At 40.5% G+C, this 23,431-nt stretch carries 22 protein-coding genes and 1 riboswitch; of the genes, 14 read left to right on the top strand and 8 right to left on the bottom strand.

Going from position 1 to position 23,431, the window contains the following annotated elements; translation table 11 throughout:
• Nucleotides 1-2 precede the first annotated feature (2 nt).
• The 13 genes from HZY91_RS02625 to HZY91_RS02565 all read left to right on the top strand — a co-directional run bounded on the left by HZY91_RS02625 (nt 3) and on the right by HZY91_RS02565 (nt 12,132).
• Nucleotides 3-284, top strand: coding sequence for a hypothetical protein (locus HZY91_RS02625; RefSeq protein ID WP_197114421.1), 282 nt, complete (start codon nt 3-5; stop codon nt 282-284).
• Nucleotides 285-1,613: 1,329 nt separating this feature from the next.
• The gene (locus tag HZY91_RS02620; RefSeq protein ID WP_197114419.1) at nt 1,614-2,909 is read left to right on the top strand and encodes a neutral/alkaline non-lysosomal ceramidase N-terminal domain-containing protein; all 1,296 of its coding nucleotides are present in this window, start codon (nt 1,614-1,616) and stop codon (nt 2,907-2,909) included.
• The gene (locus HZY91_RS02615; RefSeq protein WP_197114411.1) at nt 2,884-3,618 is read left to right on the top strand and encodes an SIS domain-containing protein; all 735 of its coding nucleotides are present in this window, start codon (nt 2,884-2,886) and stop codon (nt 3,616-3,618) included. Before HZY91_RS02620 ends, HZY91_RS02615 begins: the two co-directional genes overlap by 26 nt.
• A gap of 299 nt (nt 3,619-3,917) precedes the next feature.
• Nucleotides 3,918-4,634, top strand: coding sequence for a GntR family transcriptional regulator (locus HZY91_RS02610; protein WP_197114409.1), 717 nt, complete (start codon nt 3,918-3,920; stop codon nt 4,632-4,634).
• 45 nt (nt 4,635-4,679) lie between these two features.
• The gene (gene nagA / locus HZY91_RS02605; protein WP_197114407.1) at nt 4,680-5,849 is read left to right on the top strand and encodes an N-acetylglucosamine-6-phosphate deacetylase; all 1,170 of its coding nucleotides are present in this window, start codon (nt 4,680-4,682) and stop codon (nt 5,847-5,849) included.
• On the top strand, nt 5,846-6,280 hold the full coding sequence (locus HZY91_RS02600; protein ID WP_197114405.1) for a PTS sugar transporter subunit IIA: 435 nt from the start codon (nt 5,846-5,848) through the stop codon (nt 6,278-6,280). The genes nagA and HZY91_RS02600 overlap by 4 nt, the downstream gene beginning before the upstream one ends.
• Nucleotides 6,280-6,573, top strand: coding sequence for a preprotein translocase subunit YajC (locus HZY91_RS02595; protein ID WP_197114403.1), 294 nt, complete (start codon nt 6,280-6,282; stop codon nt 6,571-6,573). The genes HZY91_RS02600 and HZY91_RS02595 overlap by 1 nt, the downstream gene beginning before the upstream one ends.
• Before the next feature lie 14 nt (nt 6,574-6,587).
• Nucleotides 6,588-7,070 carry a PTS galactosamine transporter subunit IIB gene (agaB, locus tag HZY91_RS02590; protein WP_197114401.1) on the top strand — a complete coding sequence of 161 codons (483 nt, stop codon included), beginning with the start codon at nt 6,588-6,590 and terminating at the stop codon, nt 7,068-7,070.
• Nucleotides 7,071-7,092: 22 nt separating this feature from the next.
• Complete coding sequence (locus tag HZY91_RS02585; RefSeq protein ID WP_197114399.1) at nt 7,093-7,896, top strand: PTS mannose/fructose/sorbose/N-acetylgalactosamine transporter subunit IIC; 804 nt, start codon at nt 7,093-7,095, stop codon at nt 7,894-7,896.
• A complete protein-coding gene (locus HZY91_RS02580) occupies nt 7,886-8,917 on the top strand; it encodes a PTS system mannose/fructose/sorbose family transporter subunit IID (protein ID WP_197114397.1) in 1,032 nt (343 codons plus the stop codon). Before HZY91_RS02585 ends, HZY91_RS02580 begins: the two co-directional genes overlap by 11 nt.
• Nucleotides 8,918-8,981: 64 nt before the next feature.
• Complete coding sequence (locus HZY91_RS02575; RefSeq protein ID WP_197114395.1) at nt 8,982-9,989, top strand: tagatose 1,6-diphosphate aldolase; 1,008 nt, start codon at nt 8,982-8,984, stop codon at nt 9,987-9,989.
• Nucleotides 9,990-10,012: 23 nt separating this feature from the next.
• Nucleotides 10,013-10,948, top strand: coding sequence for a 1-phosphofructokinase family hexose kinase (locus HZY91_RS02570; RefSeq protein WP_197114393.1), 936 nt, complete (start codon nt 10,013-10,015; stop codon nt 10,946-10,948).
• Nucleotides 10,949-10,962: 14 nt separating this feature from the next.
• Nucleotides 10,963-12,132, top strand: a complete 1,170-nt coding sequence (locus tag HZY91_RS02565) for an SIS domain-containing protein (RefSeq protein ID WP_197114390.1) — start codon at nt 10,963-10,965, stop codon at nt 12,130-12,132.
• A gap of 330 nt (nt 12,133-12,462) precedes the next feature.
• Here HZY91_RS02565 and HZY91_RS02560 read toward each other — a convergent pair whose 3' ends face one another.
• The 8 genes from HZY91_RS02560 to aroB form a co-directional block, all read right to left on the bottom strand.
• The gene (locus HZY91_RS02560) at nt 12,463-13,938 is read right to left on the bottom strand and encodes a carbon starvation CstA family protein (RefSeq protein ID WP_197114388.1); all 1,476 of its coding nucleotides are present in this window, start codon (nt 13,936-13,938) and stop codon (nt 12,463-12,465) included.
• Nucleotides 13,939-14,340: 402 nt separating this feature from the next.
• Nucleotides 14,341-15,066 carry an aminotransferase class IV gene (locus HZY91_RS02555; RefSeq protein WP_197114386.1) on the bottom strand — a complete coding sequence of 242 codons (726 nt, stop codon included), beginning with the start codon at nt 15,064-15,066 and terminating at the stop codon, nt 14,341-14,343.
• Nucleotides 15,048-15,818, bottom strand: coding sequence for a 3-deoxy-7-phosphoheptulonate synthase (aroF, locus tag HZY91_RS02550; protein WP_197114384.1), 771 nt, complete (start codon nt 15,816-15,818; stop codon nt 15,048-15,050). Before aroF ends, HZY91_RS02555 begins: the two co-directional genes overlap by 19 nt.
• A 33-nt stretch (nt 15,819-15,851) precedes the next feature.
• Nucleotides 15,852-16,292, bottom strand: coding sequence for a type II 3-dehydroquinate dehydratase (aroQ, locus tag HZY91_RS02545; RefSeq protein ID WP_197114382.1), 441 nt, complete (start codon nt 16,290-16,292; stop codon nt 15,852-15,854).
• Entirely contained in the window at nt 16,273-17,547 is a 1,275-nt protein-coding gene (locus HZY91_RS02540) for a shikimate kinase (protein ID WP_197114380.1), read from the bottom strand. Before HZY91_RS02540 ends, aroQ begins: the two co-directional genes overlap by 20 nt.
• A 40-nt stretch (nt 17,548-17,587) precedes the next feature.
• Complete coding sequence (gene aroC, locus HZY91_RS02535) at nt 17,588-18,685, bottom strand: chorismate synthase (protein WP_197114378.1); 1,098 nt, start codon at nt 18,683-18,685, stop codon at nt 17,588-17,590.
• Nucleotides 18,675-20,003: a 3-phosphoshikimate 1-carboxyvinyltransferase gene (locus HZY91_RS02530; RefSeq protein WP_197114373.1), complete on the bottom strand. Its 1,329-nt coding sequence runs from the start codon at nt 20,001-20,003 to the stop codon at nt 18,675-18,677. Before HZY91_RS02530 ends, aroC begins: the two co-directional genes overlap by 11 nt.
• Nucleotides 20,004-21,044, bottom strand: a complete 1,041-nt coding sequence (gene aroB, locus HZY91_RS02525) for a 3-dehydroquinate synthase (RefSeq protein WP_197114372.1) — start codon at nt 21,042-21,044, stop codon at nt 20,004-20,006.
• Nucleotides 21,045-21,110: 66 nt separating this feature from the next.
• A riboswitch (THF riboswitch) is annotated at nt 21,111-21,204 on the bottom strand.
• A gap of 189 nt (nt 21,205-21,393) precedes the next feature.
• Between aroB and pabB the strand changes: the two genes are divergently transcribed.
• Nucleotides 21,394-23,406, top strand: a complete 2,013-nt coding sequence (gene pabB / locus HZY91_RS02520) for an aminodeoxychorismate synthase component I (protein WP_197114371.1) — start codon at nt 21,394-21,396, stop codon at nt 23,404-23,406.
• Nucleotides 23,407-23,431 lie beyond the last annotated feature (25 nt).

Below are 23,431 nucleotides of genomic sequence, written 5' to 3'. Positions count from 1 at the left end.
ATATGCCATTAAAAATGACTGATTTATTACTCATTATCATCGTCATTTTTTCAGTCTTGGGTTTGCAAGTATTCTTGTCAATGAAAAAAGAAAAATACTTTGGGCTAATTTTACCCATCCTAATAGGGATTTACTCCGTTTACAATGTATTAACCAGTGATTTCTATTCGGAAATGACTTCCAGGTATTACCGTTATAGTTCGATTGTTCAAGCCTGTATACCTAGTATCCTGTTACTTGTTGTCTATTTTATCTGTCGTTTTGTTCGAAACAAAAAGGAATAGGAGTTAGAAAGACACTCGCGGTAGAAGTGAAAAGTCTCCATTTTGAAAGGTGAAAATTCACCATCCCTTGGCTAATGAGCTGGGGGATTTTTTATAGACTTATAGAAAATGTGAGCGGTGGGGTGTCGATTTGGGATTTATGCGGCTTATAAAGTTAAGGATTTTGTCATGATAAATTGTTATAACTTAAAAAATATTGATAATTTAGAATTATATAGGGTTACCGTAGATTGTGTTAAAAATATGAATGATCATTCTCAGTTGCTAGAATGGCTAAAAGAAAATGTGTATTACACTACAGAAATTTTAACAGTGGAAACTTTGAATAGATTGTTGGTATAATAAACAAAAGGAGGTTCTTTTATTAAAACTATAAAAGTGAACGTCATTAATAATAGTAAATCTGGTAAGATTGTAAAAAGTCGTACAAGTAAAGTGATAAGTTCTTCAAAAACAGGAGATCGACTTCCTCTTTCGACAAAACAGAGAGTAACTTGTATAGCTGAAAGTCCTACAGTAAAACCATCTTTGTTAAAATTGGCTGGTGAATAATTTAGTCCTATATTCTCTGTATAAAATTTTCTTATTTCTTTAATACACTACCTCCTAAATTTGGAGGTGCTTTTTTGTATTTAGGACCTGAAGATTGATCGTTAAAAGAATTGGCAAGTGAATTAGGAATAAAAACTCCTTCCCTCTACAAACATATCAGAAATTTAGATGACTGACATGATATGATGGCTCAATACAGTCTTCATTTTCTCTATCAAACTTTATCAATTGCACTAAAAAATACGGAAGAGGAGATTGGCTTGTCATCCTTGATGCATGAATATAGTCGGTTCGTTAAGCATTATCCCAGTCTATATGAATACTCGTAAAATACAATTTATTGGTTATCGGATGATTCTTATTTGTTATCAAATAAAATTGTTTAATCGATTGTCGATTTATTAAGTTTTATTGAGAAGGAAGAGTCTAAAATTCACTTAATTCGCTTAGTGAGAAGTTATGTCACAGGCTTTGTAGATTTGGAAATCCATAATGGATTTGAAATTCAGAAGATATTGACCAGTCTTTTGAGTACGGTATATCTATTATCATAAATGCATGTATAAGGGAATAGATAAAAAGATAGATCTCTAAAATAGCAATTTTATACTAATGATTGGCATTTTTAATTTGGGTGTGTTTAAATTTGAGAAAACATAATTGCATTTATGTTTATAAACAAAGTAGGATTTGATTGAAATTTGAAAGGAAGTATTTTATTCACTCTTAATAAAAGATGCTATTGAGTAGTAGTTGTTTTGTGATCAGGAGGGAACCATGCAAATAGGCTTTGCTAGAAAGACAATAACACCGAATGGTTCTGAATTGATGGGGGGCTATTCGGTTGAGAATCGCTATTCAGAAGGAGTAATGGATGAATTATATGTGAAAGTCGTGATCCTGCAACATCCAGATGCAACGGTTGTGTTAGTCAATTATGATTTGGTGGCTGTCGATGATTTATTAGTGCAACCGATCGTGGAATATTTAAAGCAATACCAGATTAGTCAGGACTTGGTTGTAGTCACCGCGACCCATACTCATGCTTCAATCGGGGGGATCTTAGAGACAAGGTCAGGGATTTTGCAGGGGAGCCGCGAGTGTTTTATGTTGACGAATCTTGAGCTGATTGATCACCTATTAGACACAACTTATGAAGCCATAGAAGAAGCCCTGCAAGGGTTGAGCGAGGGAAAGCTGGCGATTGCTTGTGATCAGATGAAGGGCATTGGCTCAAACCGGAATAATCGTCAGCAGTCAGGAGACAGTGATCTACTAGTAGTAAAATTAATCAATCAAACGGGCTATATTTATTTAATTAAGTTTGCCTGTCATCCGACGGTTCTGGATTCGGACAATCGTTATTTTTCAGCGGACTTTCCAGGGGTTGTTTCGCAAATGCTTGAGGAGGAGGGGGCTTGTTTTTCTTGTTTTCTAAATGGAGCAGCGGGAGATCTTTCAACGAGGTTTACAAGACAGGCTTCGAATGCTCAGGAAATGAAGCGATTGGGGCGTTTGATTGTTGATAAAATTTCACAACTTCATTTGAAAGTGTGTCAAGTTAAGGAAATCGAGAGTCGAAATTTCTCACATTCTCTCAGGGTCAAGTCCTACTTACCCGAAAAGCAAGCGCTTATGCAAGTTGAAAAGTATCAAATGCTTATTAACAGTGAAGACTTTAGCCAGATGGACCCGCCAAAACAGAGACAGGTGGAATCAAAGTTAGAAGGAGCTATCTGTCACTATCATTTAACTCGCAATCAGCTAAACAAAGACGAAATCACCATAGACTTTAAAATCATACGCTTTAATGAGATGTATTTTATCTTGATTCCAGGAGAATTGTTTTCTCAATTAGGACATCAATTAGAAAGGAAGCAAATTCAAGTCATCGGTTATGCGAATGGGTATTATGGTTATTTTCCAGATGAAAGAGCTTATGAAGCAGAATACTATGAAGCCAATGCCACTCACTTTGCGCCAGGAGAATCGGAGCAAATGGTGCAAGAAATTGCAGATTATGTACAGGACATAAAGGAGGAAAGAGATGTCAATCGTAGAAAATTATTTTAAATATGTTCATACGATCTTGGACAAGACTTTAGAACCTCAGGTGGAAAGCATTGAAATGGCAGCAAATTTAATCGCTGAAAGCATCTTGAAGGGGAAGAGTTTCTATGTGTTTGGGTCAGGACACTCTCACATGATTGCGGAAGAATTATATTTAAGAGCGGGTGGATTAGCTTATGTGAATGCGATTCTACCGCCAGAATTAATGCTGCATGAGATGGCGAATAAATCAACGGCTATAGAACGATTAGAGGGTTACGCCAAGGAATTATTGAAACTATATGATTTTGCTTCGGGGGATGTGATTCTTATTGTGTCCAATTCAGGTAGAAATGCTGTGCCGGTTGAGATGGCATTGGAAGCCCAGAATCTAGGTGGAAAAGTCATTGCCATGACCTCTTTATTGCATTCTCAAGCCTATGAATCGAGACATCCTTCGCAGAAAAGGTTGTTTGAAATCGCAGATGTAGTATTGGATAATGGATCGCCGATCGGGGACTCAGGTTTTTATCTGCCGAATTTTGAGACGCCGATGGGAGCTAGTTCAGATGCTGTGGGAATCATATTGGCACAAGCGATTATGTGCCAAGCGGTTCATCTTCTAGTGGAGCAAGGGCATGTTCCACCTGTGTTTAAATCTTCTAATGTGGATGGAGCGGACGAATATAATCAGCAAATTTTTGATCAGTATTATCGTTATCCCAAACATTAAGAGAAGCGGGTAAGGAACGAGATAATGAACTGAACGATAGAAGATAGACTTGATCGAAAGACAAAGACCCATGTGGTGCTTTGTCTTTTTTTCTTTTAATCAAGGCTCAATGAACGGATAAAATAATGCTCAAATCGTTGTATTAAGTTACCATTTTTCATTAAGTTGAGTGAAGAACAGAAAAATTGGAAAATCAATCAAAAAGTTGTCAAGAAAGCGTTGACATTTGATTTTGCTTCGTATACTATTATTTTAAACTGGTAGTAACCAGTTGGGCACATGTGTTAGGAGATGTAAAAATGAATCATTCATCCCATCTATATATTGATTTAAGCAAGGAGATTCATAAATATATTCAAAATAAATTATCAAAAGGTGAATTCTTGCTATCAGAGAGAAAATTAGCGGTGAAATATGATGTCAGTCGAACCACTGTTAGATTAGCCCTTCAAAGGCTTGATAAATTAGGGGTTATTATGAATGTTCCTGCCAAAGGCTGGTTGGTAACGGGCTTTGATGAAGGATCCTTTAATTTAAAAGGCATGGTGAGTTTTAGCGAGAATATGCTAGCCCTTGGCAAAGTACCTTCCGATCGTATTATTGAGTCGGAACATTCGGTTCAAGATTCTCAGATTATGAAGAAGTTTGAAACCAATCAAGAAAGCTTTATCAAATTTGTCCGGCTAAGATTAGCGGATGAGACCCCACTCTTGTTAGAGACCACTTATTTACCCGAATCGATTTTTGGAGGATTTGAGGCGGCTCGACTTCAAACAGAGTCCATGTATGACCTTTTTAGAGATGAGTATTCACAGGTGATCAGTCACTCGGTGGAAGAAATTTCAGCCGAAATTATTAATAAAGAAGAAGCTGAGTTACTCGATTTGCCTAAGGAGACCGCCATCTTATTGGTCGAACAGAAAACTTATAACAACCAGAATAAAATCATTGAATATACGATTTCTAAATTTCGATCGGATAAATTTAAGTATAAAACGATGTATAGCAATGTTTAAGAGCGTGTTGAAGTTAACGGGTTAGAGATCATAGAGAGGGAACAAATGAAAACATATATTAAAGCAAAAAAAATTATTCTGAGTCATCAAGTCGTTGAAGATGCCTACCTGGAAATTAATCAGGGTCAATTTAATGGGGTTCATCAGACGATCCCTGAAGAAGCTTCTTATCTTGATGGGACTTCCTATACTTTGGCTCCTGGCCTAGTGGATACGCATATCCATGGTTTTATGGGGAGTGACGTGATGGATGGGGATCCTGAAGGACTTCGTAAAATTTCCGAAGGACTCTTGTCGTGTGGCGTGACGTCTTGGTTACCCACAACCTTGACGGATTCTACGGCTCGGTTAGATCATGTTTGCCAATTAATCGGCGATCATTACGATTCGATGCCGGGGGCAAAAATGCAAGGAATCTTCTTAGAGGGGCCTTTCTTTACTGAAAAATATAAAGGGGCACAAAATCCAAAGTATATGATGGATCCTTCCATCAATCAGCTTCAGAAATGGAATGAAATGTCGGGAAATCGCGTGAAGAAAATAGCAATCGCTCCTGAGCGTGAGGGAACGGAAGCCTTTATCAAATACGCTTTGGATCAGAATATCAAAGTAGGCCTCGCGCATTCGAATGCAACTTATCAAGAAGCCAAGACAGCCGTTGAGGCTGGAGCAGATATCTTTATCCATACTTTTAATGGGATGAGTGGTTTGCATCATCGGGAACCAGGCATGGTTGGATCCGCTTTATCTTTGGACAATGTTTATGCGGAAGTCATTTGTGATGGTTTCCATGTTCATCCTGCGGCTGCAAAAATTATTCTCAAGGCCAGAGGAGTTGATGAAACCGTCTTAATCTCGGATTGTATGCGAGCGGGGGGACTCGGAGATGGCAAATCTAGCCTAGGAGAATTTGAAGTAGAGGTAAAAGAAGGGGCTGCGAGACTTGTCTCCAATGGTAGTTTGGCAGGATCTGTCTTAACTTTAATGGCTTCTGTTCGCAATCTCGTGGAATGGGGAATCGCGACGCTAGAAGAGGCTGTGACAATGGCCTCCTTAACGCCGGCTAAATCAGTCGGTATCGATAACCTTTGTGGAAAAATTGAAAAAGGCTTGGCAGCTGATTTTATTGTACTGGATGATCAGCTAAATCTTATCGGTACATTTATTGATGGGCAACAAAAATATGGAGCAATACTTAAGGAGGAGATTATTTGATTGGAATCGTTGTAACGGGGCATGGGGCATTTGCGAGCGGAATGGTTGGATCCTTTCGCATGATCGCTGGGAATCAGGAGCATGTTTGTGAATTAGCCTTTGAAGAAGGAGAGAATTTACAAGCCTTTGATGATAAGATTCGTCAAACGGTTCAGGGAGCGATCGATAAGTATGGACAAGTGATTGTCTTAACCGATCTTAAAGGGGGAACACCCTTTAATCATGTCATGCTAGAGTATTCAGAGCATCCAGCCGTTAAAGTATTGGCAGGAACCAATTTATCGATGCTGTTGGAAGGCGCCATGCTGGCTCTAAGTTCTGATGATTTAGAGGGTGTTGTTCAACAGATGGTCGCGATTGGAAAAGAAAGTGTTCAGGATTGTGCTCTTTCTAGCGAATCAGAAGAGACAGAGAATGGAGAAGGAATCTAATGAAGCAAGAATTGCTTCAAGTTATTTTAATTGTTTCGATAGTGGTTGTCACCATGATCTTACTGATCGGGTTGCTGACGTATACCATTTATCGAAGAAATTATAAAAAACATCAGAAAAACTTTACAGATTTACAGTTGAATTTAAAAAATGGGGATCGTGTTGAATTCTCAAATGGATTAATTGGGACCCTTGTCCAAGTGGGTCCGGAATATTGTGATATTAAGATTAAATCCGGTGCCGTTATGACGGTAGGAAGATATGCCATCATTAGAAAAATAAATGATAAATAAATGGAGGAAAATGTATGCCAAATATATTGTTGACTCGTATTGATAACCGCTTGTTACATGGACAGGTAGCCACACAGTGGACCTCTAGTCTAGGAGCTAATTTAATATTAATTGCGAATGATGAAGTTTCAACGAATAAAACTAGACAGAAATTAATGGATATGGCTGCGCCACAATCAGCCCAAACTCGATATTTCTCCTTGCAAAAAACGATTGAGATTATTCATAAAGCATCAGAGCGTCAGAAGATTTTTATTGTGTGTGAAACACCTCAAGACGTTCTAAAATTAGTAGAAGGGGGCGTTCCGATCAAGAAAGTAAACATTGGAAATATGCATATGGATACTGGCAAAAAACAAGTGGTAGGATCTGTGGCAGTTGACGAAGCGGATGTAGAAACATTTAAACAATTAAAAGCATTAGGAGTTGAACTAGAGATTCGTAGAGTTCCTTCAGAGGGTACGGATCCAATTAGTAAAATTCTTGAAGCATATTAAAAATAGGAAAGGATAAAGACTAATGGACTATTCAATTATTCAAATTATACTGGTTTTTTTGGTAACCTTTATTGCAGCAATTGACCAATTTAGTTTATCAGAATCATTCTACCAACCGATTATTATGGGGCCGATTATTGGAGCGATTCTAGGAAACTTAGAAATTGGTTTAGTTGTCGGAGCGACCTATCAATTGATGACAATCGGAAACATGCCTGTTGGAGGGGCTCAACCACCTAATGCAGTGATGGGAGGAATTATGGCAACCGTTCTGGCTATTTCAATCAATCTTGAGCCAGGTGCAGCGGTAGGAGCCGCAATTCCTTTTGCGATGCTAGGTCAATATGGAATCACGATTTTATTTACGGCTTCTACTGGATTTATGAAAGCTTTTGATAAGGCAGCTGAAGATTCTAATCCTTCTGCTATCGTTCGAGGAAATTATATGACCATGGCGTTGTTGGGCTTGATTTTTGCTTCAATTGTTATGTTGTTCTTTATTTTTGGTGCGCAATTTGGAGAAAGAGTCTTAGCGGTTGTTCCTCAATGGATCATGGATGGGCTTAATGCTGCAGGTGGCATGATGAAGTATGTAGGTTTTGCTACCTTGCTTAGAGTGATGATTTCGAAGCCATTATGGGGATTCTATTTCTTGGGATTTGCCCTTGCGATTATCGTGGGTGCTTTGGAAACTTTAGGAAGTTCTGCCTTATTGGTGCTTTCATTGATCGGATTTGCGATTGCCCTTTGGGATTACCAAATCAATACGAATATTAAGAGACAAACAGCCAATCTTCAGTTAGAGGGGGATAGTGATGGAATCTAATCAAACAAGCTATGTAAATCAACAAGCAGCTGATAAATTAGATAAGAAAACACTTAATAAAATGGTGTGGAGATCTTATAATTTACAAGCAAGTTTTAACTATGAACGGATGCAAGCAGGGGGTTGGCTCTATTCCATCCTTCCTGGTTTAGAGAAGATTCATACAAACAAAGAAGACTTATCGACTTCGATGAAACACAACCTGGAATTCTTTAATACGCATCCTTTTTTAATCAATTTTGTAATGGGAATTATCTTATCACTTGAACAGAATAAAGCAGATGTGCAGACCATTCGTGCAGTCCGTACGGCTGCTATGGGGCCATTAGGTGGGATTGGAGATGCTCTGTTCTGGTTTACGCTTGTTCCAATCCTAGCGGGAATTACTTCACAAATGGCGCTTTCGGGAAGTGTCTTAGGACCCATTCTATTCTTTGTGGTCTTTAATCTTATCCAATATGGAATCAGATATTTCTTAATGCATTGGTCTTATAATACAGGAGTCGATGCCATTGAAATACTGACAGAGAATGCGACCGAATTTACTCGTGCAGCTTCTATTCTAGGGGTCTTTGTAGTAGGAGCTTTGACTGTAACCTACGGAAATACTACAGTAGATGGAATTAATATCCCAAATGGTGAAACAGAAGAAACACAAGCCATTACAGAAATCGTGTCGGCTGATCAGTTACCAACTTATCAGGATATTATTTTTGAAGATCAAGAAGAAAGTACACCTCGCCTGGGGCAGGAAGATGCTGTCATTAAGGAATTACCGAGTGGCCAATACGAAGTGACTTATAACGAAATACAAACCGTTCCAGTTACGATTAAAATTCAGGAAATTTTAGATGGTATTCTACCGAAATTAATTCCATTAGCGATTACTATGATGCTTTATTTCCTTCAGATTAAAAAAGGTTGGACTCCTCTAAAATGTATCCTACTCTTATTAATCATTGGACTGATTGGTGCAGGACCATTTGGATTATGGCCAAACATTTGGGCGGCACCTATGTAAATGATGTATCATAACATTTAAGGCAAGGAATATCTGTTTAGCAATGAAGGAAAAGGGGAAAAAGATGAAAAAAGTTAAAATTTCTGCAAAAAAATATGAAAAATTAAAAAAACTTTCAACGAACGAGGAGATTATTGCTGCTCTAGCGATTGATCAACGGGGCTCTTTAAAAAAAATGCTTCAAGGCGACCATTCTAGTGAAGGAATGGGGGACGTGATTGTTGATTTTAAAAAGCTTGTGTCCAAAGAGTTAACACCTTTTGCAAGTTCAATTCTTTTAGACCCTGAATACGGATTAGCTGCTTCAAAAGAAAGAGATAAGGATGCAGGTTTATTACTTGCTTATGAGAAGACCGGCTATGATGCAACTGAACCCGGTCGTCTCCCAGACTTGTTAGAAGAGTGGTCAGTATATCAGCTTAAAGATCAAGATGCAGATGCGATTAAGTTTCTTCTCTATTATGATGTCGATGAGGCGAAAGAAATTAATGAATTCAAACATCGCTATATGGAAAGAGTTGGAGCTGAATGTCAGGCTTTAGATATTCCTTTCTTTTTAGAAATTGTGACTTATGATGCTAAGATAGAGGATGCTAAAGGCAGAGAATATGCTAAAGTAAAACCTCACAAAGTAATCAAAGCAATGGAAGAATTCTCTAAAGATCAATACTTTGTCGATGTTCTTAAAATGGAAGTTCCAGTTAACATGAATTATGTGGAAGGCTATACTCAGGATAGTGAGGACGCTGTTTATAGTTTGGAAGAAGCAAAAGCTTACTTCTATGAGCAGTCGAACTGTAGCCACATTCCTTATATTTTCCTTAGTGCAGGTGTCAGCATGGATCTGTTTAAAGAAACATTACAAGTTGCTAAAGATGCTAAAGCGAATTTTAATGGTGTTTTATGTGGTCGTGCGACTTGGAAGGATGCCGTAGGCATCTATGCTCAAGAAGGTGAGTCTTCAGCCACTTCATGGTTACAAAGTCAAGGAAGAGAGAATATTGAGTCATTGAACCATATTTTATTCCAAACAGCCACACCATGGTCAGATAAATTTGAAGTCAGCGAATAAACATCAAAGAGAAAGGTGATTAAGTGATACATCTAATATGTCCTAATCCGGCTGTTGATCGGACCCTCCTTTTAAATCGTCTAGAACCTGGTAGCCCGAATCGACCAATTGAAGTCAGAGATTTTCCCGGTGGAAAATCTTTCAATGTAGCTTATGCATTGGAATTATCAGGGAAGGGTCAAGAGGTTACGATTCATACGATCTTAGGAGGACATAATGGAGAAAGGGTCCGCGACCTTTCTGAGCGTTATAATACGAGCATATCCGCTTTATCGGTGACACAAAATACGCGAGAATGTAATATTCTGGTGGATCTTTCTAGCAAAGAGATTTTCCCTATCTATGAGAAAGGGTTCGAGCTAACCCCTGCCTTATTAGATAGCTTTACTCAACAACTTATCCGTTCAATTTCGGATCATGATCTTGTGGTATTCTCCGGTTCGTTAATGAAAGGGATGCCGGAAGATTATATTGTGAAGATTCAGGAGAGCGTTGAAGCTGAGGATGTTAAATTTATTATTGACACAAGCGGGGAACCATTGAAAGCTGTTTATCAGAATGGAAATCCTCATGTCATCAAGATTAACGATGAAGAATACAATGAGTTATTGCAGCGAGATTATCACTCGCCTGAAGCCTTTATTCACAGCTTAAAAACTGAACAGGAAGCTTCCGCTCCTTATTTTATTATCACAATGGGTGGCAAAGGAGCCGTGGCCAAGATAAAAGATCGCTATTTTCATCTGTATTTAGATCCGATTGAAGTAAAGAATCCAATCGCCTCAGGAGACCATTTCTTAGGGAGACTCGTTCAAGGGGTCGCTGAAGAGGAAGACTTTTTGGAAAGTTTGAAACGTTCAATCGCGTACTCAACTTCAAACTGTCTCTATTGGTATCCGCATATTGAATGGACGGATGTTGAGAAATTTTATCAGCAAGTTAAATGGATTGAATATTAAATTGGAGGGTAAGAATGTTTAATTATAGTAAAGATAAGTTAGAAGCTTTAGGAGCCAATGTGACGACTGAAGAAATCAAACAACAACCAGAATTATGGATGGAAGTGATTGAAAATTATCGAGAAAATGAAGAACAAATTCAGCATTTTATCGATCAGATTCAATCCAAACATGATCACTTACGGGTGATTTTTGCGGGTGCGGGCACCTCTGCTTTTGTAGGGGAAGCCGTTCAGCCCTATTTATCTAAAGTTCATGAAAATAGTTCGATCACCTTTGAAGCCATTCCTACTACAGAAATTGTGGCCAAACCAAGAAATTATTTTTTCAAGGATCAGCCGACTCTATTAGTGTCTTTTGCACGGAGTGGTAATTCGCCTGAAAGTCTTAAGACGGTTGAACTAGCGGAAGCCATCATTGATGATCTTTATCATCTGTCCATTACTTGCAATCCTGAAGGAAAATTGGCCACACAGGCGAATACAGCGAATCATTTACTCATCTTACAGCCTGAACGTTCAAATGATAAAGGCTTTGCGATGACAAGTTCTTACACCTGTATGTTATTAACGAGCTTGCTGATTTTTGATCAAAATGATCTTGCGACAAAGCAAGCTTACATCGAACAAATGGTTGCGATGGCAGAAGACATCTTTGGACGTTATGAGCAGATAGAAGAGATCGTGCAGTTAGACTTTGAACGAGTGGTCTATCTAGGGGCTGGAAGCTTATTTGGCTTAGCGCATGAAGCACAATTGAAATTATTAGAATTAACAGCCGGCCAAATTGCTACCTTGTATGAAACACCTTTAGGTTTCCGTCATGGGCCTAAGTCATTTATTAATGACAAGACGCTTGTTTTGCTCTTTAATTCAAATGATGACTATGCAGATCTTTATGATTCAGATCTTCTTAATGAAGTTTACCATGATCAAATTGCTCAAGAAGTTCTTAGTCTATCAGTTGGAAAGAATGAGAAGCATGAAGCAAAGCAATTTGTCTTGGATGAGAAATTTAAAGCCCTACCGGATGCTTACTTAGTGTTACCATATGTGATTTGGGCTCAAATTTTTGCGGTAATGACAGCGATCAAAGTTGGGAATACACCGGATACCCCTTCTGCTTCAGGAACCGTTAACCGAGTAGTTAAAGGTGTGATTTTACACCCCTTTGAAAATAATTAATCAGTAGAGATTCCCCTTTTTTAGCACAGTAACGATAGTATTTTACTTGGTTACTGTGCTTTTGTGATCAAATTTTGAAGTGAGAAGGATTCATCTTTTAATAAAGCAAACCACTCTTATTGGAATCAATAAGAGTGGTTTTTTGAGTCTTATATTATGGAGTTAGTTCAGTTTTGTCTGATTTATTTGTTTGTTTTTCAAACGTTTCTTCGTCCAAAGGTTTGCCTGAACAACACTTGCCATAATGGACGTGATGTTTTTTCTGGGTGTCATTAATGAAAATAGTGAGTCCAATAAGTAGGGCAACCACTAAGAGGGTGATGAACCATTCTAGGATAGGACTTCCTCCTTCACTAAGGGACTCTCCTCAATTAAGATTGTGTCCTCAGCTTCTGACTTGAAATCAGTGCGTAGGAAGAGGAAGGTACAAAGAGACATCAGCGCAATTCCTAAGCCTAAACCGACTTGTTCTGCTAAGACGGTATTCTCTCCCCATACAGCACCAAACCCTTCCGGTGCGATGGTAATGTAAGAGGTCACTACGACTGTCATGAACATAGCGGGGATCACGGTCACCCAGTAATTACGATCATGTTTTTTCAAGTAAGCAGCCGCCGCCCAGAGAGCAATCATCGCAAGGGTCTGGTTCGACCATGAGAAGTAGCGCCAGATAATATTGAAATCAATGAACAAGAGACCAATCGCTACTGCAAAAAGAGGCAGGGAGATTAGATAGCGAGCTTTGGCATCCTTCTGTGGAATTTTAAAGGTATCAGCGATAGTCAGACGAATTGAACGGAAAGCTGTATCACCAGACGAGATCGGGAGAGCAACTACTCCTAAGATAGCTAAGATCATTCCAACTTTACCCATGAGACCAGATGAAATTTCATTGACAATGACAGCTGCTTTCCCTCCTTGAGCAGCTAATCCCTCTAAACCACCAAAGAAAGTCATGGTAGCTGCTGCCCAGATTAAGGCAACAAATCCTTCCGCAATCATCGCGCCATAGAAAACTTGACGGCCTTCCTTTTCATTCTGAATGGTACGAGCAATCAAAGGGGATTGGGTGGCATGGAAACCTGAAATGGCACCGCAAGCAATCGAAATGCAGACGTAAGGGAAGACTGACACGCCCTCCACATGTGGATTATGGAAAGAGAATTCAGGAATCTGAGCAAAGTCTCCATTGCTGATCATTCCAACTACAATTCCAATGGCCATAATCACTAAAGCAACCCCAAAGACTGGATAAATTTTGGCAATAATGACATCGATCGGGAGAATCGTGGCGATAATATAGTAGAACAGGATGATCCCGATCCACCACCAACGATTAATGTGCGTCAAGTTAGCTAAGAGATCAGCAGGTGAGGAAACAAAGACGACCCCTACTAATAAAAGCAAGATAATCGAGAAGATCACCATGACCCACTTAGCGGTTTGGCCTAAGTTTTCTCCTACGAGTTCTGAGATTGAAGCGCCTTTCGATCGAACCGACATCATCCCGACCATGATATCGTGTACCGCTCCGGCAAAGATATTACCGAAGACAATCCAGATAAAGGCCCAAGGCCCCCACATGGCTCCGGCCACGGCTCCGAAAATTGGTCCCGTTCCAGCAATGTTTAAGAACTGAATCAGGAATGACTTCCAGAGGGGCAGGGGAACGTAATCGACCCCATCATATTCAGAATTGGCAGGTGTTGGACGGTCAGGATCAATGTTAAAGACCCGTTCCGCGAACTTACCATAAATAAAATAACCAAGCGTTAAGGCAATACAGGATAGAATAAAGCTAATCATAAGAGACTCCTTTCAAAATTCTGACCGCTTACTTAGCCTATCTAAGTAATGGGTGCATAATATTGCATCTCATCTAATAAATAAGACGCATTATATTTTCGTTAGAATCACTTTATCATATTATTTCACAAAAATCTATTGAATTTTATGCTTATAACAGTTATCTGAAGTGTGATATAGAGGGATTCATGGGTCGAAGTTCGTTTGATATTGCGATCTTATGGCTTAGAGAATTCACAAAGATTACAAAAAAACTTTGTACTAGTACAGTTTGGTTTTTCCTGTATTGATTCGAATAGTACAGCGCGGAATTGGCCTTCAAATGTTTGAAAGAAGGGGAGGGAGAGGTTTTCTATCTGAAAATTTAAAATCCCCTTCCATGAGGAAGGAGATTAATTTTTTCTAATGGAAGACGGATTGTGTATATTGATGATAGATTTGGTGGATCAGGGGATGATTGTTTTGGTAGGTGGTGTCTTCGATTTGTTGGATGGGTCCGATGCCTATCAGGCAGTTAGTGACAAAGGCTGCTTGGAAAGTACGCCTTTCTTGCCAAGGAATAGGACAAACCTGGACTGGGAAATGATCGAGAATCCACTGGCGCATTAAGCCAGGAAGGATGCCCGCTTCAAGCGGGGGCGTGTAGATGTCTGATCCTTGGATCAAAAAGAAGTTAGTAAAACTTCCTTCGCAAATTTCCTCTCTTTCGTTAAGAAACAAGCATTCAAAGGCTCCTTGTTGATGGGCTTGTTCTAAACTCAGTTTATTGGCTAGATACATGGTTGTTTTATGTTGAAGTAACCAATTAGATGAGTGACGATGGATTGGGGACAGCACCACATATTTTGGACTCGGGAGGTTTACTCCATAAGGATCTGATCGATCCATTAGCAATAAATTCTCAGGTGAAATGAGGATTTTCAGGGCGGCGTGGTTGAGTTGTTTTTCTCTTATATAGTTGTCAACGGCTTCTCGATTCGCTAGACTCTTGAAGGACAAAGCCTGGGCCGATGATTCTAATCGCTGCAAGTGGCGGTCGAGGAAAACGGCTTGCCCATCTCTAATTTTAAGGGTGGTAAAGACACTCCGACCAAAGAGAAAGCCTTGGTCTATTTGGATACAATCCATGGCTGACACTCCTTCATGAGTTGGTGAAGACTAGGATAGTCAATTATTTGTGCGGCATCCGTCCAAGCTTGATCAGGGTTGTGATGAACTTCGATCATTACTCCTGCTAAACCTCCGGCTAAGGAAGCTTTGGTGAGGGGAAGAATGAGGTCGCGTCGACCACTGGCATGGCTTGGGTCGATAATTACTGGTTGGCCGGTTCTTGTTTGCATGAGAATCGCTCCTGCTAGGTCCAAGGTATTTCGTGTTTGGTCTTGGAAACTACGAATGCCTCGTTCGCAATAAACAACGGGAGCTTTTCCTTCAGTCATCAGATAGAGACCAGCCATTTCCCACTCGTGTAAACTAGCGGATAATCCCCGTTTGAGTAGAACTGGCTTGCCAGTTTTAGCCAATCGTTTAAGCAATTGATAATTATACATATTGCGGGCTCCCACCTGGAACATATCGACCCAATCAGCCATAAGATCAATATCGTATTCGCTGACGACTTCTGTCACCATGGGGAGGTTGACTTCATCAGCTGCTTGACGGAGAAATTTAACGGCTTCAAAACCTAGCCCTTGAAAATCGTGCGGGCAAGTTCGGGGTTTATAGGCGCCAGCTCGTATCATATGAACGCCAGCTTTTTTAAGGGCGTGGGCTTCTTGATAGATATGGTCTTCTGATTCAATGGAACAGGGACCGGCAATGATGACTGGCTGCTGGCCGTCGAAGATAACTTGTTTAACTTGAACTGGATTAATTGGCATGGATTTCGTCTCTTTCTATTTGACTTTGAAATATTAATGAGAATGACTTAAATAATTTTTAAGAAATGTTAAGGCTTGTAAATAGCCCTCAAAGCCTTGGCCTTCAATCGTTTTGAGCGCAAGATTTTCAATATAGGACCATTGGCGATAACTTTCTCGTAGGCTAACGGAACTGATATGGACTTCAACAAATGGCAGTTGAACGGCTGCGAGGGCATCATGGATAGCCAATGAAGTGTGGGTATAGGCGGCAGCATTCAGAACGAGACCGTCACAAGTATAATAAGCTTCCTGAATTTTATCGATAATTTGACCTTCATGGTTTGATTGATAGATTTCTAAATGGACCTTGGCGGATTGGGCCCAGTCTTCTAACAGTTGGACTAGATCAGAGTAGGTAGCGTGACCATAGATCTTAGGCTCGCGCATTCCTAGTAAATTTAAATTGGGACCATTAATAACTAACAAGTTCATTTGCTTTCAGACCTTTCAATATCTGCTGACAAGTAATGTTTGGATCATGATTAACTTTAATAGTAAGATCAGCTAATGTTTGATAAATCGCTTGGCGTTCTTGCCATAATTTTTCTAAGTCTTGAAGACTTTTGGCTAAGGGACGATCCTTTGTGGTGAGTTCTTCAAGAGGACGTTTTAGCAAAATTAGTCGTCCATTTTGTTTCATGGCTTGGCGATTCTCTGGTTTTAAAATGGCTCCACCTCCGCTGGCAATGACCTGTCCTTTTTCTTTGGTGATTTGGGCGATCACCTTTGCTTCTAGTTCACGAAAGGCAGGTTCTCCAATTTGAGGGATGAGTTCCTTGAGTTTTTGTCCCGTTTGAGCTTCGATCAGGTGATCGGTATCGACTAAAGGTCGGCCACTGATCTTGGCAAGGTGTCGAGCTAGTGTTGATTTACCGGCGCCAGGCATCCCGATTAGGATCCAATTTTCAGTAGTAGCATGAATTTGTTGGCATAATTTTTCTAAGCTTTGTAAAGGAATGGTTTCACCTTTAAAAATTTGACTCGCATGGAAAGCTTGCGCGATGAGCATATCTAATCCACCTGCCCACTGGCACTGGATTCCTAAGGCACTTGCTTGTAGAAGGAGTTCTGTTCGCAAGGGATTGTAAATAAGATCAATGACTGTTTCTAGGTAGGGAAAGTCTTTTAAATTCAGCCGTTGGTCTAAATTGTGAGGATACATTCCGACAGGGGTGGCATTCACAATGATTTGAGCTGAACTAAGGTTAGAATTAAGGTTGGGATTAGCTTGGCGGATGCTGAGATGTTGCACCCATTGGCAGTCATGATCTTGGGCATATTGCCTAATCATTTTAGCAGAGCCACCAGAACCAAGTATTAAGACTCTTTTATGCTTCATAGAAAGATCCCGTTGATTTAATAAATAGGCAAAACCAGCATAATCAGTGTTATAGCCATAAAGACGCCCTTGATCGTTCAAGATCGTGTTGACTGAACCGATCGCTTGGGCTAGCGGATCTATGTGATCGAGATAGGGGATGACACTTTCTTTATATGGTAGGGTGACATTGAGACCTCGAAATTTTTTTTGAATAAGAAAGGGTCCTAATTGGTTAGCTTCCAATTCAATCAGTTGATAGGGCGCACTGCCTAATTCTTGATGAATGGTTTGTGAATAGCTGTGTCCCAACTTGCGACCTAAGAGGCCGTAGTGTATTGGGGAATGAGCAGCTTGTAGGGGTGACATCTTATAACCTTCTTTCTTGATAGAATTAAATCATGAGTTATTAAACTGGAAATTTTCCCGCCATTATCAAGAGATCGAGCAGACAGATCGCGGTCATACTTTCAATGACCGGAACGACTCGGGGTACAATGCAGGGATCGTGTCGTCCTTGGATGGTTAGTTCTTGGTGACATGATTGGTCTAAATTAACGGTTTGTTGGCTTTGGCCGATGGAAGAGGTGGGTTTGATAGCGACTCTCATGATTAATGGCATGCCGGTGGTTAAGCCTCCGATGACGCCACCATGGTGATTGGTAGAGGTTTTAATCGTTTGGTCTGTATCGAGATAATATGGATCATTATGTTGACTACCTCGCATTAAGCTCGCAGCAAATCCCGTTCCAAATTCAATGCCCCGAATAGCGGGGATTCCAAACATGGCATGAGCCAACTTGGCCTCGCAGGAATCATAGAGAGGTTGCCCTAAACCAACAGGGAGACCCGTGACCACTGTTTCTACTTGACCTCCGACTGAGTCCTTTTCTTCCTTGGCTGCTAAAATAGCGGCTTGCATGGCTAGGCCTTGGTCATCATTGAGAACAGGAAAGTTTTTCTCTTTAACTTGAGCAAGACTATCGAGATCGGGTTGGACAGGATCGATGGTTTGATCTTTGATGTCGGAAATTGCATAAATATGACTATTAATATGAATACCTTCTTCTATTAAAAGATTGTTGGCAAGACTACCAGCCATAACAATGGGGGCCGTCATCCGTCCAGAGAAGTGGCCTCCACCGCGAATGTCGTGGTGGCCTTGATACTTAACATAGGCAGGGTAATCAGCATGGGATGGACGAGGTAGATGATCATGTTGGGCATAGTCTTTTGATCGTTTATCATGATTGACAATTTCTAAGCAAATGGGAGCACCACAGGTTTTTCCGGCGACGATACCGGATTTGATCTCAAACAAGTCGCTCTCGCTTCGACGACTGGTCCAGGTTTGTTTGCCAGGACGACGTCGCTCTAGAGCTGATTGAATGGCTTGGTGCGGGAAATTGATGCCAGCTGGTAAGCCATCGATAATCACACCAATCGCTGCTGCATGAGATTGGCCATAGACGGTTAAACGGAAATTTTGGCCGATACTAAAGGACATGGTAGATACCTCCTAATTTTTTGAAATCTTGGAAAAAATGGGGATAAGACTTAGCCACGCATTCAGCATCATGGATGGTGACGGGGCCCTGAGCTAAAGAGCCCGCAATGGCAGCAGTCATGGCGATTCGGTGGTCTTGGTAACTATTGATTGCTCCGCCCTGTAGGGAGGAACCGCCTCTAATAAGAAAGCCTTGTGCTTCTGTTTCTACTTCGACTGACAAAGCGCGTAATAAAGCGAGAGTAGACTCGATCCGATCGCTTTCTTTGAGTCTGAGACGTTGGCCATTTAAGATACGAGTGGGTCTGGCTTGCCTAGCAGCGGCTAAGCTTAGAATAGGGATGGCGTCTGGCAGTTGACGGGCATCAATGGTTAATTCTTTGTTCTGGTTGGTTGGGTTAGGTTTAAAAGTTAGCCTGAGACCGCCTGATTTAGTATTTAAATCAGAGCCGGAGATTATGTGAGCCGGATTCTGATTTTCAAGCGCAAAATCGGAGGGGATTTGATGCCCCAATTCATGTAAATAAGTTAAAGCTTGTCGGTCTGCCTGTAAACTCCTTGTTGAAAGGTTGTTGATTTGAGCCCCTCCTACTAGAAAGAAGAGGGCATTTGACCAGTCGCCTTCAACTATATAGTGGCAAGCTTGATAACCTCCTCCAGGAATTTGATAGGTCCGACTTAAGGGGTGGTAATCGACTGTTTGACCAAATAGCTGCATAGAATGACGGGTCATTTCGACATAGGCAGCGGATTCTAGGGGTGATGTCAAGGTTAATTTGCTAGCTTGCTTAAGATTACCTAGTGCCAGCAATAAGCCAGAAACAAATTGAGAGGAAACATCACCAGTTAAATGATAGTGTCCAGCTGTTAATTGTCCTGAAATCCAAATCGATAAGTCTTCTTCTCTCCAGCTTAATCCATGAGCTTGGAAGAGTTGACGGTAAGGCAGATTCGTCCGTGTGATAAGACTACCTTGCCGAACAATCTCTATTTCTTGTTTGGATGTAATCTGGCTAGCAAGAATAGGCAGCAAGAATCGAAGGGTGGTGCCCGATTCTCCAACTAAGAAGGGCCCTTTTAAGGGGTTAACCCTAGGTTGGATTTGATAGGTTTGATTGTTATTTTGATGAATCACTTGGCACCCTAGTGCTTCTATGCAGGACAAACTAGCTTCTATGTCTTGCGAAAGTTGTCCAAGCTGCAGGGTAGTCCTTTGATCAGCTAGGGCAGCGAGCCAGATAGCTCGGTGGGCATCTGATTTGGAAGAGATAGCGGCTAGATTCCCATTAAGGGGATGGTTGTTAATTTGGATGTCCATTTATTTTCCTCTTCCTGCTTGAATCCAAGACATTAATTCAGAGGTCGGGATGGCCTCGCGAATACAGTGACCGATTTCGATAGGGATAATAAGGTGGATCTTTTGCCCCAAGCTCTTTTTATCGTGGGTCATGGCGTTTAGTAAGTCAAAGCTGTCTCCTACAAAATCATGGCTTAAACCATGTTGTTGGTAAACGGATTCTAAAAGCGGTTTCAAATCGGTGTGAGTCCATCCTAACTGGTAGCTCGCTTGTGCTATCCAACTCAAGCCAATCGCAACCGCTTCTCCATGGTGGATTTGGTGGTGGCTGACCGCTTCAATGGCATGGCCAAAAGTATGACCTAGGTTGAGAAATTGACGTTGACCTTGATCATAGGGATCCTGGGATACATAATGGTGTTTGATCTCTAAGGATCGGCGAATGATCGAGAAGTAGTCTAACTGGTCTTTGGAAACTTTTATTTGTTCGAATAGGTTTGGATCACAGAGTATGCCATATTTGATGACTTCTGCTAGGCCGTTATTTATCTGGCGATGGTCGAGTGTTTTAAGATAAGCTGGATCAATGTGAACCCATTGAGGTTGGTAAAAACTTCCAATTTGGTTCTTGTAGGTCGCAAAATTGAGACCGGTTTTTCCTCCAATAGCTGAATCCACCATGGCTAACAGAGTGGTTGGCACTTGGATAAAAGGAATTCCTCGAAGATAAGTAGAGGCAATGAAACCACCTAAATCTCCAATGACACCGCCGCCCCAAGCAATGAAACAGTCAGATCGGGTAAAATCTAAAACGGCCATTTTAGTGAGGACCTCTTGATAAGCGGACAAGGATTTTGATTCTTCACCTGCTGGCAGGGTATGCACATAGACTTGTTCAATGCTTTGAAGTTTCTCCAATTGTTCTGAATAAAGTTGTGCAACATGTTGATCAGTCAGAAGAAACTTTTTCCCGATCTGACGACTTAAACGATCAATTAAAGATGGAAAACTCTGTTCAGCAATATAAATGGGATAGGGAAAGTGATTAAATTGGATGTCCACTGGTTAGTCCTCCTCATCAAAAATAGGAGCTCTGATCGTTGTCAGAGCTCCCGCAAAAATAAGATAAACAGCGGAAGATAGAAGGCATCGCATGAATCATCATTTCGTTTTACAGCAACTTCCCATCTGTAAAAACTTTACGCACCTTCGATACTCTGTTTATAGTTCTTCTTCATTATAGGGGAAGGAATATGTTTGTCAATCGCTGTTTTAAAGGTTTAGTCGAAGAACAAGAAAAGAAGAAATTCAAGTTAGGCATTTTGGCGCTGAGGTAACTGTGATAAGATAGGTTTGCAAGTAGAACTGAGCTAATTTGTATTTGAAAATTGCTGAAGAAGGAGTTCCAGTTATGAAATGCCTAATAATCGATAACTATGATTCGTATACTTATAATCTCTATCAATTAATTGCTAAGGTTACACAAGAAATGCCTCTCGTTGTGAAGAATGATCAACTATCTTATGAGGATTTGTCCGACTTAGATTATGATGCCATTGTGATTTCTCCTGGACCGGGGCGACCAGAGAATCCTAAAGATTTTGGGCTATGTCGAGAAGTAATTGAGAAAAGTGATCGTCCCATCTTGGGGATTTGTTTGGGTCAACAAGGGCTCTATTATCTCAATGGTGGAACGATTGGCTTGGCACCTGAACCGATTCATGGTCGTTTGAGTGAAATCCAGCACCAAAATCGGGGGCTTTTTGCTGATATACCACAAAATTTTAAAGTAACTCGTTATCATTCTCTGATCTGTAAAGAAGAAGAGTTAGAGAATATTCAAGTAGATGCACGCACTTCTGATGGTTTGATTATGGGGATTTCTCATCGGGCTAAACCACATTATGCGGTCCAGTTTCATCCCGAATCGATTGCTTCTGAAGAAGGAGAAGCCATTATTCGGAATTTTATGCGGTTGGTAGTGGACAATCAGCTTGAGACGTTGCCACTTTATTATCAGCAACATGATTTTCGGGGCTCAGCACTTGCCATCTTTGATCAACTTAATCAGCAAAATCCACAAACGCATTGGCTTGATTCTAGCTTAGTAAGTCCAGGTTTGTCACGTTTTTCAATTATCGGTCAGGCGGGTCCTAAACGAGGGCATCGTTTGGAATATTCAGTCGAAGAGAATCGAGTGATGAAGAGGGTGGGTCTGGAATCTCAAACGGTGATTAATCAAGATATCTTGACCTATTTAGACCAACATCAGCCAAAATGGCCAGTTCATCCTGACTTGCCTTGTGATTTTCAATTAGGTTATGTCGGTTATTTGGGATATGAACTGAAGGCGCTGACTGAAGGGGTTAATCGCCATTCCTCATCTTATCCTGATGCTTTATTGGATTATATTGATCGGGCTGTGATCATTGATCATCAAGAAAACCAACTATACTATTTATCTTATTTTGATGACCGTGATTGGATGATGTCGATTCAGTTGGAGAAGAAAGTAGAAAGTTTAACTTACCAAGCGGAAGAGGAAATTAATCAATTACCTACGATTAGTTGGTCAATGAGTCATCAAGATTATCTGCAAGCTATTCACCAATGTCAGGACTGGATTCGTCAAGGTGAATCCTATGAAATTTGCTTGACAAATCGTTTAACGATACAGGGACATTTAGATCCTTACCGTTATTATCAATGTTTACGTCAATCCAGTCCTGGTCCTTATGCCGCCTTTTTACAGTTTAAGGAATTATCAGTAGCATGTTCTTCTATGGAAAAGTTTTTAACGCTTGATCGCAATCGGATGGTTCAAAGTAAGCCGATAAAAGGAACCGCCAGAAGGGGACAAACGGAGGCGGAAGATCAAAGGATCATTCAGGCGTTGGCTAACGAAGAGAAAACAATAGCCGAAAACTTAATGATTGTGGATTTATTAAGAAATGATTTAGGGAAAGTATGCCAAGTAGGATCCGTAACGGTTCCTCACTTAATGGTAGTGGAAACCTATTCGACTCTCCATCAATTAGTGACCACTATTCAAGGTGAATTGGAAACTGATCAGAGCCCTATTGATCTCTTCCGGGCTTGTTTCCCTGGAGGATCGATGACGGGAGCACCTAAATACCGGACGTTGGAATTAATTGATCAACTAGAAAGTCATGCACGCGGCATTTACTCCGGTACGATTGGTTACCTTGCTAATAATGGTTGTATGGATTTGAATATTGTGATTCGAACAGCTGTCATTGAAGAAGAGCAAGTAACGCTAGGAGTGGGGGGAGCGATTATTGCCCTTTCTGATCCTGAGGATGAGTTTCAAGAAACTTTGGTGAAGGCTCAGGGAGCTTTGAATGCTTTGAAACATTACTATCAATTGGATACTGACTTCCAATTTGATATCCATGGGTCTTAGCAAATGTTGCTATTTTACTGGTAAA

The sequence above is a fragment of the Facklamia lactis genome (assembly GCF_015863205.1).
Classification (GTDB): Bacteria; Bacillota; Bacilli; order Lactobacillales; family Aerococcaceae; genus Facklamia; species Facklamia lactis.
Note: the sequence above shows the minus strand (reverse complement) of the source record. Positions and strands in the feature narration are given on the sequence as shown.